At 64.1% G+C, this 14,140-nt stretch carries 13 protein-coding genes; 5 read left to right on the forward strand and 8 right to left on the reverse strand.

Features of this window, described 5'->3' with window-relative positions:
* Nucleotides 1-45: 45 nt before the first annotated feature.
* The 3 genes from casA to QZ588_RS09965 form a co-directional block, all read right to left on the reverse strand.
* Entirely contained in the window at nt 46-1,650 is a 1,605-nt protein-coding gene (gene casA, locus QZ588_RS09955) for a type I-E CRISPR-associated protein Cse1/CasA (RefSeq protein ID WP_295542258.1), read from the reverse strand.
* Between the two features lie 64 nt (nt 1,651-1,714).
* Complete coding sequence (gene cas3 / locus QZ588_RS09960) at nt 1,715-4,405, reverse strand: CRISPR-associated helicase Cas3' (RefSeq protein ID WP_295542259.1); 2,691 nt, start codon at nt 4,403-4,405, stop codon at nt 1,715-1,717.
* Nucleotides 4,406-4,552: 147 nt separating this feature from the next.
* Complete coding sequence (locus tag QZ588_RS09965; RefSeq protein WP_295542260.1) at nt 4,553-4,774, reverse strand: prepilin-type N-terminal cleavage/methylation domain-containing protein; 222 nt, start codon at nt 4,772-4,774, stop codon at nt 4,553-4,555.
* Between the two features lie 462 nt (nt 4,775-5,236).
* Here QZ588_RS09965 and QZ588_RS09970 point away from each other — a divergent pair, with 462 nt between their 5' ends.
* Nucleotides 5,237-6,691, forward strand: coding sequence for a choice-of-anchor Q domain-containing protein (locus QZ588_RS09970; RefSeq protein ID WP_295542261.1), 1,455 nt, complete (start codon nt 5,237-5,239; stop codon nt 6,689-6,691).
* Between the two features lie 106 nt (nt 6,692-6,797).
* Here the strand turns inward: QZ588_RS09970 and radC are convergent, their stop codons facing one another.
* The 5 genes from radC to QZ588_RS09995 all read right to left on the reverse strand — a co-directional run bounded on the left by radC (nt 6,798) and on the right by QZ588_RS09995 (nt 12,117).
* Nucleotides 6,798-7,313 carry a DNA repair protein RadC gene (radC, locus tag QZ588_RS09975; protein ID WP_295542262.1) on the reverse strand — a complete coding sequence of 172 codons (516 nt, stop codon included), beginning with the start codon at nt 7,311-7,313 and terminating at the stop codon, nt 6,798-6,800.
* Nucleotides 7,314-7,421: 108 nt separating this feature from the next.
* Nucleotides 7,422-9,230: a VWA domain-containing protein gene (locus QZ588_RS09980; protein ID WP_366929553.1), complete on the reverse strand. Its 1,809-nt coding sequence runs from the start codon at nt 9,228-9,230 to the stop codon at nt 7,422-7,424.
* A gap of 55 nt (nt 9,231-9,285) precedes the next feature.
* Entirely contained in the window at nt 9,286-10,323 is a 1,038-nt protein-coding gene (locus QZ588_RS09985; protein ID WP_295542263.1) for a DUF3150 domain-containing protein, read from the reverse strand.
* 122 nt (nt 10,324-10,445) lie between these two features.
* Complete coding sequence (locus QZ588_RS09990; protein WP_295542265.1) at nt 10,446-11,399, reverse strand: AAA family ATPase; 954 nt, start codon at nt 11,397-11,399, stop codon at nt 10,446-10,448.
* Nucleotides 11,400-11,418: 19 nt separating this feature from the next.
* On the reverse strand, nt 11,419-12,117 hold the full coding sequence (locus QZ588_RS09995; protein WP_295542267.1) for a YqaJ viral recombinase family protein: 699 nt from the start codon (nt 12,115-12,117) through the stop codon (nt 11,419-11,421).
* Nucleotides 12,118-12,161: 44 nt separating this feature from the next.
* Between QZ588_RS09995 and QZ588_RS10000 the strand changes: the two genes are divergently transcribed.
* The 4 genes from QZ588_RS10000 to QZ588_RS10015 all read left to right on the forward strand — a co-directional run.
* Nucleotides 12,162-12,923, forward strand: a complete 762-nt coding sequence (locus QZ588_RS10000; protein WP_295542269.1) for a hypothetical protein — start codon at nt 12,162-12,164, stop codon at nt 12,921-12,923.
* An 85-nt stretch (nt 12,924-13,008) separates the two neighbouring features.
* Nucleotides 13,009-13,296, forward strand: a complete 288-nt coding sequence (locus tag QZ588_RS10005) for a BrnT family toxin (protein WP_295542271.1) — start codon at nt 13,009-13,011, stop codon at nt 13,294-13,296.
* Nucleotides 13,253-13,570 (forward strand): BrnA antitoxin family protein, encoded by a 318-nt coding sequence (locus tag QZ588_RS10010; RefSeq protein ID WP_295542273.1) that lies wholly within the window; start codon nt 13,253-13,255, stop codon nt 13,568-13,570. Before QZ588_RS10005 ends, QZ588_RS10010 begins: the two co-directional genes overlap by 44 nt.
* A gap of 223 nt (nt 13,571-13,793) precedes the next feature.
* A partial coding sequence (locus QZ588_RS10015; protein ID WP_295542275.1) for a DEAD/DEAH box helicase occupies nt 13,794-14,140 on the forward strand: 347 nt, incomplete at its 3' end.

Raw genomic sequence — 14,140 nt, forward strand, 5'->3', positions numbered from 1 at the left:
CCGATCGCCGCACGGTGCGAGCTGCGGGCTCAGTTCTGCTTAAGCTTAAGTCGGTGCGGGTTGCCTCGGCGCTTCCGGAATATCCAACAGATTCTTGATCTGCTTCTTGTAGTTGAAGCGCCGCAGAGCGCGGCGTGCGGCAGCGATGCGACGCGGATGAGACTGCTCGGTGATCTGGTTGTAGTCGGCCCAGCGGTCGAAGGCTTGAAGCGTGTATATCATCAGCTCCCTGTGCCAGCCTTGATAGGCGTCGAAGCGAGCGCTGACGAAGTCCTCGGCCGTGATAACGGCGCGCAGCCAAGCGTAGAAAAAGGGCTCGGTTTCCTGCCAGAAGGCGTCTTCGACATGGTCCAGCTTGGTGGATTTGCGGCGCGGGTCGTTGGGCGCGAACCAGGCATCCTTTAGGGCGCTGCGCAGATTGCCGAAAAAGAGACTGGCCGCCTCGATCATGTGATTGGCGGCCTCGTCGATGACTGCGCGCTCGTCCGGGTCAATGTGGAACAATGGCAACGTGGACTCGACCCAACGGCGTGGCTTCATGTTGTCCATGTCGTAACCGAAGGCCCACAGGCGTAACCGCCAACCCTCATCGCGCAGCCTGTAGCTGGTGTCCCAGAACCGGCTGACGACTCGGGCAGGCACGCGCTTAGCAGTCTTGTCGGAGGCTTCCTGGACGAGTCCTAGCCAGTTTCGATAGCTGATGTCGCTGCGCGGATGAACAGCGCTTAGCTCGTCGTCCTTGTGCGTATAGGGGGTGAGCGTATGCTGCCAGGCACCACCGTAGTTGGTGCCATAGTTCTTGGTGCGATAGCGGGTAACGAGCGCCGGGTGCTCTGAAGCATCGATGCCACAGACACCCGCTGCCGGGCACTCCAGATCGAGACGGATCCGCCTTGGCATGCCCCAGAACATCTGCAAAGGATGTACGTCCTCATGGGTTGTGGGCAGCTTGCCTTTCTCGCTGGTTCGGGTCGGGCCAAGCCAAGGGAAGATGTGCACAGCATCACCCGGTGTCGCCCGATAGCCGAGGGTTTCCTCATCAAGGACGTTCAGCCACAGGGTCTGCCACAGCGTTGGTTGTTGCCCATCGTCTTCTGGGGCGGCGACCACGAGGGTCGTCAGCGGCCCGCCTCCGCGCAGCGATGTGCGATGGCCCGCACCGCCGGATGGCGCATTCGTTTGCAGGGTATACAGCGCTAATGCGGCCATCGCCGGGCTGAAACCGTCTGCTGGAAAATGCTTGACGAAGTGCGTCTCGCTGCCAGCGGTATCGATGAGCAATGCCGTGATAGGCAGGGGTGTTTGCTCACCGAGCGTGTCTTGGTCCTGCATGAATCGCGGGCCGTCACCGCCGAGTTCGAAGGCATGGGCGTAGGGCGCAAACGCACGCCGTAGGGTCGCTGGGTCAGGCGGAGACTCCAGGCGGTCGAACCATTCATCAGCATCTGCCGGGGCAAATGCCGTTTGTAGGAGCCCGATCAGGAACTGTGCCAGCGCACCGTTGAAGTCTGGCCGTGGTGTGTCCAAGGCAATGATCGGGTTGTTGTCGATGGATTCTGTGATCTGCCACGGGGCAATCACCGCCGATGCGCCGTGCCCCTGGGCACGCCCGACCCGGAACCAACCGTCAATCAATAGGTTGAGCTGCATCAACTTGCCTCTGATCCAGTCTTGCGTCGTATCCCGTTGGTACTGTGCGCTGTGGGACTAGACCTTAGTCCGCCTTGCGCTTAGTGAGTCCCCGCTCAGCGACGTAGTCCAGCACCAGCGAACACCCGCGCACGTCGGTGACACGGGCCTCCCAGGCTCCCTCCGCCCCTGGGTGCAGAGGTAGCAGCCTACTCCAACGCCCCTTGTCCGGCACGGTGTCCTGATAGTCGAGGATGGCCTGTCGGAGCGCAGGATCAGTGGGTTCCGGTACAGCGGCGCACCAGTCGGCGTGGACCGAGACTTCGCTCATCGCCCAGTCGCGCAGGTTGCCCTCGCCCCACCAAGGGAGGAGCCGGCTGCCATCCCAGCGCGCGAGTCGCAGTCGCAGGCTCTCGTGGCCGAGACGAGTTGGCGCTTTGATGTCGTCCCAGTAGTCGGACTCTGGGTCGGCGTAGCCGAGATCCAGCCGCAGCGCGTTGTACTTCCCCATGGTCACTGCGTTAAGTGCCTCGCCCTGCGCAGGGGCACTGGCCACTTCGACATCACTGGGCGCCTGTACCGCGTCAGCCCCATACACACTCTCGATCAAGTCGCGCACCGCTTCGGGCATGCGGATACAACCATGCTGATGCAGGAGATAGGCGGTACGCCAGAGGCAAGCGAGGTCCTCGTAGACTTTTGTTGTGCGCGGCAGCAGGGCTGTGAGCCAGTTGCGCTGGGCGGATTCCGAGGGCGACGGGGACAGCACATGGAGATGAGGGGCCGGACGCCACCCTCGGCTATGTCTCTGGAGTCGGCCAGCGCGCTGAATAACCAGGTCCATTGGCGCCAGGTCCGTGACCATGGCGTCGAAGTCAAGGTCCAGCGACTGCTCGACCACCTGGGTTGCGACCAAGATACGGCCACAGCGCTGGTCCGCGATGCTGTCTGGGCCGAAGTTCGCGAGCACCTGCCCTTCCTTCTCCAGGCGGTCGCCGAGAGCAAACCGGGCATGGAAGAGGTCCAACCGTTCGAGAGGCACACCGGCAGCCTGGAGCTGCCGCCAGGCGTCGATGGCATCATCGACGCTGTTGCGCACCCAACAGGCACAGCGTCCCGCACGGTGCGCGTGGACCAATAGGTCAATCACCGCGTCTACGTCGTGTAGGAATTCGACGTGGACCGTACGTCTGACCTCGGGACGGGTGTCGACTGGAAGCTCGTCGGCGTGTTGGGCGTCAACCCTCGTAACCAGAGGGTAGTCGGCGCTGGCAAGCTGTGTCGATGCGGTGCCAAGCCCCTCGCGGAACGCGTCCACCAATCCTTGCCGCATCTTCGTCGGCAGCGTCGCCGACAGGAGGATGGCGTGGCCTCCGATATATGCCTGGAACCTGAGCAGCGCCGCAAGGAGCTGCTGCATGTAGGCGTCGTAGGCATGCACCTCGTCGACGATCAGCACCTTGCGGGCCAAGCCGAGCAGCCGCAGTGATTGATGCCGGGTCGGCAGCACCGCCAGCAGCGCCTGGTCGATGGTGCCGACGCCGAGGTCCGCGAGCAGGGCCTTCTTGCGATGGTCATTGATCCAGCTCGCGCGGAGGTTCGCGGCACTGCTCTCGGCAGCCGTGTAGTCGGCCTCTGCACCCGCGGGCGGTAGGATCTCCGCGCGGTGATTCGTCTCGCGCATGAGGCGTGCTGCACTGTGGGTGAGGACCACGACAGGCTCGTCCACAAACATTCTTGCGCTCAGGCCTTGACCCGCGATTCGCCCGTGCATGGCGTTGGAGGTGGCCATCGTCGGCAATCCGAAATAGATGCCGTCGGCACCACCGCTGGCCAGAATGCGGTGCGCTGCGGTGATTCCGGCCTCCGTCTTACCCGATCCGGTGACGTCCTCGAGGATCAAGAGCTGCGGGGCTTGATGCAACTCGATCTCCGTTGTGAGTCGCTGTAGTGGCGTCGGTTGGTTGAGGTAGTGGAAGAGTTCCAGCTGACTTCGCTGCGCACCTGCTGTAGGCAACACACCGCTGCGCTCAATGGCACACGCAGCCGCGGGCAACGCGTGGTCTTGCCAGTAAGCGTCAAGCGGCATCTCTCTGGTGACAAAGGGAAACAGTTCCCGGTTGGAGCCCAGCCAGTCGCAGAGGACCGCGACACCGGCGAGCCACCACGACGTTAACCGGGTAGCCTTGGAGAACGCCTTCGGGTCTTCGACCGCCAAGGGGCGCGACTCGAGGATCAACTCGCCGGCATCGATGCAGAAGGCCCCAGCCGCTTGCTGATCTGCTGATGTAAATAAACCAGTAGTCCTGATACCTCGCGGTTTCGGCGGCTGGCCGTGATGACCGGTTACGGCCTGCAGCCAGTAGCCGAGGGCCCTCTTCAACGGGCGTGACCTGGTGGATTCTGCGACGAAGCGGTCGACGACGATGCGCTCTAGCAGCTCGAACCAGATCGCAGCGCCGAGGGTGTCGTGCCGGGGATGGTACTGCCGCGCCTGTGGTAGGGTGGAGGGCAGCCCCGGAAACTCCGCTCGCAAGCACTGAAAGCGGTAACTGAACTTGCCGAGATCATGCAACGCCAGCATGAAGACAAGCCAAAGCCCCAGCATCGTCTCGTTCAGCCCCAGCCGAACGGCTAACAGTTGCCGCAACCGCTCGTGACGCTCCACAAAAATCTTGCCGCAGGCGGCTACGTCCAGGGCGTGGTACGCCAACAAGTGGAACTCACCTGTCGAGCCGGCTTTACCCCAGTAGCGGAGGTATTTTTGAGAATCCATACAATTTGAGGCTCTGTTGATCAGTGACCTGTTGTTATTCGATCGATTGGCATTAGGCCTCGACAGTCATTCACTGTGAAAATTGCCGCCGTATATCTTGCATTCGTAGCTCAAATTCATAGTTCTCGATAATCCGATTCACAAGATTCAGACCTTTTGCCTCGTACTCTCAGCGCCGTCGTGGTGCTGGGAGGTCTCGGTCGACGCGGGTTGCGCCTCAAGGTAGTGCGGGAGGGTGATCGAGGCGATGATGGCGAGGATCGCCACCACGATGATCAGCTCAATGAGACCGAATCCGGCGCGGGGTGTCATGCGGGCACCTGTGCTGTTGGGTTGGTCGTCATCGACTTTGGATTGGTCCGGCGGCATCGCTAAGCCGCTGCTGGGCCCTCAGCGTACGTGGTGTCCTCACGGTGGACGGTGCCTAAGGCGCTGTCAGCGTGTCTAGGTCTCCGCTCGCGTATACAGCATAACGCCGAAGCCACGGGTATGTGCAACCCCTCTGTGTTAGCCCGCGCCGTTGCGGACAGCCCCCATGTGCGGTCTGGGAGCGACGGTTGATCATCGTCCTCAAGGCGGTCAGCGCACAGGACTCCCGCGGTGTGTCTCACCCTGGTGACTTTCGGGGCTAGACGGGAGGGACACTGATAGACGACATCTAGGCGGCAACGCTTGTTTGACGTGCGTCAAGTTTATCGGTGTAGTAGGTGTACTACCCTGTGTGCGAACCACCTCGCTGCCCCTTCGCAGGTGCGTTTGTTGCGCACATGCAGCTGCGCATCGTTCGCCCGCGCTGTTATCCAGCCCAACTAGCTTCGTTAGGAGTCGTTCATGTCTCGCCCGATCCTTGTCCCCGCCGCACTCATCGGAGCGCTGTGGTTATCCGTAACACCCTTGTCCAGCCAAGCGGAAGTCTTCTGTGTCGACACCGCCGCGGGCTTGCAGACAGCCCTCTCCACTGCGGCAATCAATGGTGAGGATGACGAGGTCAGGATCGTACAAGGTACCTATGTCGGCAACTTCGTCTATGCCAGTGCGGAGAGTTTCGACGTAGCCGTGAAGGGTGGTTGGGATAGTAGTTGCACCGATCAGGAAATAGATCCTTCTAACACCGTGCTGGACGGCAATCAGGTTAGTACGGTGCTGGCGTTGTCAACACCTGGCGCGACGGCGAACTTCCTGGTGCAGGGCTTGACGCTCAGAAATGGCGACCGTGGCAATAGTGGTGGCGGGCTGTTTGTGAAAGGTGACCGTTCCGGATCACTGACGGCGGAGTTCAACAGAATCATAGGTAACACTGCGGGCGAAGATGGCGGTGGCGTCTACTCCATATTTATCGCTATTGCTAGCTTCACGAATAACCACATCGAGAGCAATGTGAGTGGTCACAGTGGTGGCGGTGTCTACGTTGGCAGCGATACTCTCGCCTTCACAAATAACCGTATTGAGAGCAATGTGAGTGATCTCTCTGGTGGCGGTGTCTACGCTTTTGGTGAAATGCTCAGCTTTACCAACAATATTGTCGAGGGCAACACGAATGTTTTCTTTGGCCGCGGCGGCGGCATCTACACTTTCGGTGATACTATACAATTCACAAATAATACCGTAATGAGTAATGCAGCCAATTATACCGGAGGTGGTATACATATCGGACGATTTAATGCCGACAACAGCGCAAAGCTCTACAATAATATATTCTGGAACAACGCTGCTGACGAAGCTGGAGATATTTATATTGAAAATGATGCAGATGATGACTTTTTCCCGTCGCCCGTTGTACTATCTCATAATAACTTCAACCAGATGCCAGGTTCGGGCTACGAAACGGACTTACCCATCATCATCGACCCTAGCAACCTTGACGCCGTCGACCCCATGTTCGTCGACCCCGATAACGGCGATCTCAGCCTCCTCCCCGACTCACCCATGATCAACGCCGGCGATCCCGAAACACCCGACCTCCCGGCCACCGACATCATCGGTAACCCTAGGGTGTTCGGCGGCGTTGTGGACATCGGCGCCTACGAATGGAGGGATGCACCGGTGCTCGATGGCGAGTGCTTCCTCGACTGGGCCGAATCGCAGTACCCCAGGCGCTTCGCACCGGCCGGCGCCGAGACCGTCGACCGATCCCCACTGTTCTATCGCGTCTACAGGCAGAGCCGCACGGCGCTGGGCTACAACGAAAACACCGCTCGGGTCTACTACCGCAACCGCGAGGGCGAGACCCGCAACATGGGCGCGCTGGAGACCTGGCTTGAACGGGCGGGCTGTCTGACGCAGTAACGGACGCGGTGCTGGCCGGTGCCGCCAGCACACCCCGAAAGCCGCTGGCATCACCAGCGGCTCCCAGACGACCGGGGCATCGATAATCCCCGGCCAACTCCACCTGTCACAGAAGCCCACGTTCCGCAAACGAGGTCCCCTCACCCTCACCGACGATGATGTGATCGAGCACCCGGACATCGATCAGGGACAGGGCGTCCTTCAGGCGGGTTGTGATGCGCACATCCGCCTGACTCGGCTCGGTGACCCCGGACGGGTGATTGTGCGCCAGCACCACTGCGGCGGCGTTGGCGTCCAGCACCAGGCGGACCACCTCGCGCGGATGCACACTCGCAGCGTCGATGGTGCCGCGGAACAGCTCCCGGTACTGGATGACACGGTGGCGGTTGTCCAGCAGCAGCACCGCAAAGACCTCGTAGGGCACGCCCGCGAGCCGGAGCTTGAGGTAGTCGCGGGTGGCCTGCGGATTGGTGAGCGTCTCCTGGCGGACGTGGTAGCGCGCCTCAAGACACGCGATGGCCTGCTGGACCAGCGTACGTTCATCATCGGCCAAAGCGGGTCGGCGGACCTCCTCGGGCTCGAGCGGCAATGCGAACTGGTGGGGGTTGGGATACATCGACATGCTACGTCTCCATCAAAGAACCGCAGGGACGCACGTACCCCGGGCGGGGAGCGTGACATCCCCGCGTGGGTGGGAAGAATGCCGGTGCGGAACCGGCGGTGTTTGTGACTAGGCGTGGGTGCTGAGCAACAGGCGCTCGGCGATACCGAACAGCGCCTGCTTCAGATCAGCGATGTCATCGATGCGGATGGCGAGCGGAAACAGCCGGCTCACATCAGTGCGGATACCAATACCGATCGGCGTGATGCCGGCAGCCGTGGCCGACTGCACCACCGCCAGGGCGCTGCCGAAGTCGTCCGGAAAGCCGTCGGTGAGGGTGAGCAGGACCTTGCGCGTCTCACTGCGTGGGAGCAGATCGGCCGCGGCGAACCACAGCGCACCGGTCATGGGCGTCGAACCCCGCGCCCACTGCACGAAGGCACCCGCGCGTTGCACGACCCCCTGTCCATGCGCCACCACGGCGGTGACTTGGTCCTGCTGACCGGACCGCCCGGGGAAGGCCGTCACCGCCCGCGAGACACCCCGCATGGGCTCCAGCGCCAGGGCCAATGCCATGGCGGCATCCAGCGCCAGCAGGTCCTGACCACCGCCCATCGAGCCGGACAGATCCACCAGCAGGTGCAACGCCGTATTGGGCGCGGTGCGCAGGGTCTGACGCTGGAAGATCCGGGCGTCGCCGACACCGGCGCGATGCAAATGGCCGGGGCTCAGCCTGCGACCGTGACGTGCGGTGCGGTGGCGCGTGAGCGTCTGCGCCTGCACCAGCCCTTGCAGCCGGGCGGTCAGCTTCGCCGAATGCACCCGTACCCGCGCCAGTGCGGCCTTGCCCTGCTGCGGATCACCCCGGTACAGCTCCACCGTCGGCAACAGCGTTGGCACGTGTGGCGCGCGGGCCCGCAGCGTCTCAGCGACCGCCGCGAACAGATCCTCAGGCAGCGCCTCGTCCGTGGCACTGAGCGCCTGGCGCAATGCGCTCGGCGACGGTGGCTGGCTACCCGGCACCTCGATCGCTGTGCCAGCGCTATCAGCGCTATCCCCGCCGGGACCGGACCCGCTCTCCTGCGCGCCGGACTCCGCCGTTTCCGTCCCGCCTGCCTCGGCGGTACCCGTGCCCTGCGCAGGCGCATCGCCGAGTGCATCGCCGGGTGCATCGCCGGGCGCATCGCCGGGTGCATCAGGGGGCGCATCATCGGCGGTGGTGCCATCGTCAGCGCCCTGTCTCTCGTCGTCGCCAGCGCGCGATTGCGCCTGGGGCGACTGTGCCGCCTGTTCCAGCAGCGCCAGTATCCGCTGAGCCAGGGCCAGGGCGTCCTGCGTCGAAGCGAGCTGTGGCATCTCCGTCAGCAGCCCATCCAGCTGGCGGACAAAACCAGCTCCGAAGACCCGGCGCATGACCCGCTGGGCATTCTCGGCGTGCGGGGCCAGCGCGGCTTGCTGGCGGTAGCGGTAGCGGACCAGGGCCAGCAGCCCATTGCCCAGCAGCTGTGCGGGGCTGTCTGTCGCTGCGACGGGGCGCATGCTGCCGGCGTCCACCAGGTGGGTGATTACCGCATCGAGCGTGGTGCGCGTGCCCGGGTAGGCGTGGATGATGGCCTGCTCGATGCGAACATCCTCCAGCACACCTTCGATGAAGCGCCCGAGTGGGTGTTGGCTGCGGGACAGGGCGAAGTCCGTGAACCGCACATGGGCAGCCTCGTGGGCCAGATAGCCATAGGCCAGCGTCCGTGACGCCGGGGTCTCGTCGATCTGCGGGATCTGAATGGTGGCGCCGTCGGTGTAGGCGTCGGTCCCGCCGACTTGCACCGGGACGTTGAACTTGCGCCCATAGGCGGCGGCGACGATGGGCAGGGCCTGGTTCAGGGTGGTCAGTGACATCATGTGCTCCAGACAAAGAAAAGGCCCGCCGAACTTGCGCACGGCGGGCCTGCGGTTGGTGATGACACCCGATGCGTGGCACCGGGTGGGTGGGTTGTCAGAAGAAGAAGCTCTGACTGGGCTTCACGGCGTCCGCCTCCGTAGTGGGTGCCTCCGTGGTGGGTGAGGGCGAAACCTCTTGAGCAACATCGCCCGCGTCTTCGAACAACGACGCAAGCTCTGCCTCGAACGCCGCCAGTGGCATCTGCGCCGGCGCGTCGACCGGGGCCGTGGGTGGCGGCGGCGCTGCGCACGCGTCCTCCTCGCTGTGCCCGGCCTGCGCCAGCTGCCCGGCGCCATGCTGGGCCATGCGCTCGGCATCGGACAGCAACAGCGCCAGACCCATGCCCTCGTTGAAGAGGGCACCGGTGATCGGTGCCGTGAGCGGCAGCCGGCCGAGCCAATCCTCGATGCTGTCCACCACCGGCTGGATGCGGCCATCGACGAACGACAGACAGGCGAGCTTGTCGCGGATGCGATTGAAGGTGCCGAGGGCCCGGCGGTGGAGGCGGTCCTTGCCCGCGAAGCTCCCTTCCAGGTCCCGGGCCATCTGCTCCACCTCGGCGAAGATGCCGTTGCCGAGCTGCTGCACCTCCTCTGTCAAGGTGCCCGGCTGCTCCGCGGGCTTGATCTGCACCAGCTGATAGCCGAAGCGCAGGCGCCCGCCGACCACCTGGGCCGGCTCCACCGCCCGGCGGATGGCAGCCTCGAACGCAGGCAGCTTGGCAATCCAGTCCTCCAGGGCCCGGTCATAGCCGGCGAGGAAGGTCTGGGTTTCGGCGTCGAACTCGGCGCGCAGCACATCGAGCTGGGTCGCCAGATCCTCGGCGTGCGCCTTGGGCACCGCAAAGCCGCCCAGAAAGCGGGTACCGACCCGCAGGCAGGCACGCTCCGCCGACTGCTTGAGGCGGTGGAACGGCTTCAGGGGCTCGGGATCGCAGACACGCTTGGAGCCCAGCGACACCAGCTCCTCGGGCGGGATCTCGCCATCGAGCAGATTCAGATCCTCGGGCTTGAGCTTCTTTCTGCCGCTCCAAATGCTGATTCCCAGCATGACGAGCACGATACGGTCGGTGATGGTCTCGGTGTTGTGCATGGTGGACTCCCGACCGAGCGCGCACGCGCAAGCCTCGCGGCGAGCACGAACGCGGTCCCGGTCTGTTGGGTTGGGGTAGGGTGGGTTGGGGTGAGCGGGGACGGGTGGATGCGGGCGCAGACTCAGGCGGCCTGTGGTGCCCAGTAGTCGCCGAAGACATCGGCGGCGATGCGATGGATGGCCTCACGCTGCTCCGGCTCGGCCCGGGCCGTGAGCGCCTGCTGCAGGGCATACTCGAAGACGTTCGGCGCACCCTTGAACGTCATGCTCAGGGTGGCCCAGCGCACGAGTGTCCGGGTGCTCATGGTCACCGTCAGCTCCCCGGCCTCGCTGTCCGAGCCCATGAACAGCCGGCGCACCTCCGCGGCGACCCGGACCATGCGCTCGGCGATGGCCGCCGGCAGCTGGGGCACCGCAGACAGGATCACCTGCTGCTCGACGCCGACGTCGGGATAATCGACGTGGATCACCCGGAAGCGGTCCATGAACGCCAGATTCTGACGCAGCACACCCTGATACAGCCCGGAAGCATCGCCGGCGCCGGCGCTGTTGCCGGTGGCGAAGACCCGGAAGCGCCGGTGTGGCCAGATCACCTCACCGCCGTTCTCCGCGATCACCAGCGGCTGGCCTTCCAGGATGTCGTTCAGGCCCGCCAGCTCCGCCGGGTCCATCAGATCAGACTCGTTGAGAATCAACAGGTGTCCTTCCCGGGCGGCGATGGCGAGGGGGCCATGGACGAAGTGGGTGGAGCCGTCCATGAGCACGAACTGACCGATCAGGGCGTTCAACTCCATGCGCCCGTGACAGGTCACCGATTGCACCGGCCAGTTCAGCCGCGCGGCGATCTGCGTGACGAGGCTGGTCTTGCCCGCACCAGTCGGCCCGGTCAGGAACATGCCGTCGCCATGTGCATCGTGCAGATAGGCCAGCACATCACGCAGCAGCGCGTTGCGGAACACATAGGGCTGGCGGAGCGGGATTTGCGGATGGGTGTCGTCGGCGTACCCGAGGACTTCGAGCCCAGGGCGGGCCTTGACGCCGAAGGTTGTGGCGACATCGAAACGTTGTGTGGTCATGCGGTTCTCCGGTGGTTGGTCAGCAATAAAACGCGTAGGTCGCGTCAGCGGGTGCAGGGTCGGGGACAGGCGGACTGCCAGCGCGCAGTTGCGCCCAGAACGCCAGGCAGCGGGGCACCAGCGCCTGGTGCAGGAAGCGCTCGTCGCGCTGGATGCGGAACTCCAGGGGTTGCAGCGCGGGCAGGCAGGGGTCGAAGACGAGCCAGCCGCAGTCGGCCTCGGTGACGTAGAGCTGCTGCTGGAGCTGCACCCACGCGAGCTGGTAGGCGGTGGCATCCGATCCTTGCGCGAGCAGCAGCCGGTGGGTCTTCTCGGTGGGAACCTTCAGCTCCACCGGCTCACCCGCCTCGCTCAACCCATCGAGCGAGGCACGCAGCACGGGGTGGGCGGTGGACTCGACGCAGAGCGGTAGCAGCAGGGTGTTGTGGCGCGCCTCGAAGCCCTGACGGACCTGATCCTCCAGGGCGACGCCACGCCGTACCCAGGGCTTGGCAGCGATGTCCTCGGGTACGGCGAGCCCGAGTTGGTGATGCCCGTCTTGGTGATGCCCGTCAGCGAGGTGATGAAGCCGCTGATCCGCAGGCCTGCGTTCATGAGGCTCTCGACAGTTCTTCGTCGCCTTCAGCCGCCCGCAGGACGTGCTGCTGCTCGTCGGGTTGACCGGCTCGCACCCGGATGATGGTTCCGTCCGCAATGTCGCGACGGGATGGACGCGCAAAGGGGCGAATTCCTGGGCGTCAAATCTGCCAGGCCGAGGTGCGGGTGCGCGGTGCGCGTCTGCTGCCGGGCAGCGTCAAGCCCGTGGTGAGCCGAGACATCGACCGCTACGAGATGCTGGGCGTGATCGACGTGGTGAGCGAGATCGAGCTGTTCCGCCGACCGGACCTTCGCGGCAACCCGCTGCTGGAGCTTATCGTTGAGGAACTGCCCGGCACGCCGCCGGCCGAGTTCGAGGTGATCATCGACTACAAGGGCATGAAGCGCCCGGACCTGGATGATGGGCACACGGGCTTCAGCCACATCTACGACTGGCAGATCCACACCTACGCCCATCTGCGCGGGCTGCTGACCACCAAGCCGATCATCGCCGGCGTGCTGGTGTACCTGAACGAGCTGGCGCCGACGCGGAGCGACTTTTTCGACCTGCGGCGTGCGTTGCGGCAGGGTACGCCCGGCGTCCTGGTGCCGGAGCCCAACACGGACGACGCGGATTTGCTCCTGAACTGGAAGGCGTCCAAGCCTGGCGAGGAGCCGCCGCTGTTGTCGTTCCCGTTCCGGCTGCGACGGGCGATCAAGGTGGTGCCCGTGGACGACGCGTCGATGCAGTCAGCGCTCAAGCAGTTCGACGACACGGTGGGCCGCATCGAGACCTGCATCACGCAGGAGGCGCAGAGCGGACGCATCATCAGCTCCTGGGAGAAGAACCCGAGCCACGATCCCACCTGCGAGGCCTGCGATTCCAACACCTACTGCCCGGACCACCACGGAACGACCGTGCCGAGGGTGCCGGGGATCAAGCCCTGAGGCGTTGACGATTGGGGTGGACCTCGGAGCACCTTCCCTGGGCCGCCCCTTGCGCCGATATACAAACGCATATACGCTCCAAGACGTGATCACATGGGACGAATCCAAGCGGCGCATCAATCTCCAGCTGCACGGGATCGATTTTGCCGATCTGGAGGCGTTTTTCGATGGTGACCTCTTGACGCGAGAAGATGTTAGAGAGGCTTACGAGGAACCTCGTTTTCAGAGCATTGGAGTGATCTACGGGGTCGCTCTGTTCGTCGTGTGGACACCCCGCGGCGAAGCGGGCGATGAGCCTCACCTCATTTCAGCTCGTAAGGCAGTGGGTCATGAACAAAAAGCTTGGTCACAGCGCTATCGAAAAGGGCGCTGAAGGCAACACCGACTGGGACAAGCTCCGCGCCCGGCCGGATTCAGACGTCCTTTTCACGGAAGACGCCCCGGAGACTTCCCCAGACGACTGGGCCGGCGCCCTGGCTCATCGGGGCTTGCCGGTGCCGACACGCAAGACTCAGATCGCGCTTCGCGTCGATGACGACGTTCTGGCGTGGTTCAAGGCCCAAGGGGCCGGATACCAAACCCGGATGAACGCGGTGTTGCGGGCATTTCGTGATGCGCATCTGCGTACCAACAAGGGTCAGCAGTAGCGGCACCGCCGACGCCTCCCGGGTCGCCGTCGCACTCGCGCCGGCAACCTGACCGGCGCGGAGGGCGTATGGCGGAATTAGCGTCCAGATGACTGATGCGGCTACCATTGCTTTACCGACGCGCTCTGAGCCGGGCGACCCGGTGGGTGCAGACCTTCGGTCGGGTAACGTGCGGACATCGGACGGCGGCTGGGCCGGCTTGCTCCCGGACGATTGGCTGCCGGTGGTCGCGGCCATCGCGCCCGGTGGGGCACCGCGGGCCGTGCAGCGGCAGGCGCTGGAAGCGGGGTTGCTGACCACTCGCCGTAACCTCATCGTCGCGGCCCCCACCAACTCCGGCAAGAGCCTGGTCGGCATCCTGGTGCTGCTGGAGGCGCTGCGGCACGGGAAGCGGGCGCTGTTGATCGAACCGTTGCGGGCGCTGGCCGGCGAACAGGCGGAGAACGTGCAGCGTATGCTGGCGGCGTGCGCGGACCTGCTCGACGTCAAGCCCTCGGTTCGGGTCACGACCGGCGATTACCGGCTCCAGTCCGAGGAGTATGCAGACCCGGCGCCGGCCGCGGAGCTGAT

This window comes from uncultured Thiohalocapsa sp. (assembly GCF_913062725.1).
GTDB lineage: Bacteria > Pseudomonadota > Gammaproteobacteria > Chromatiales > Chromatiaceae > Thiohalocapsa.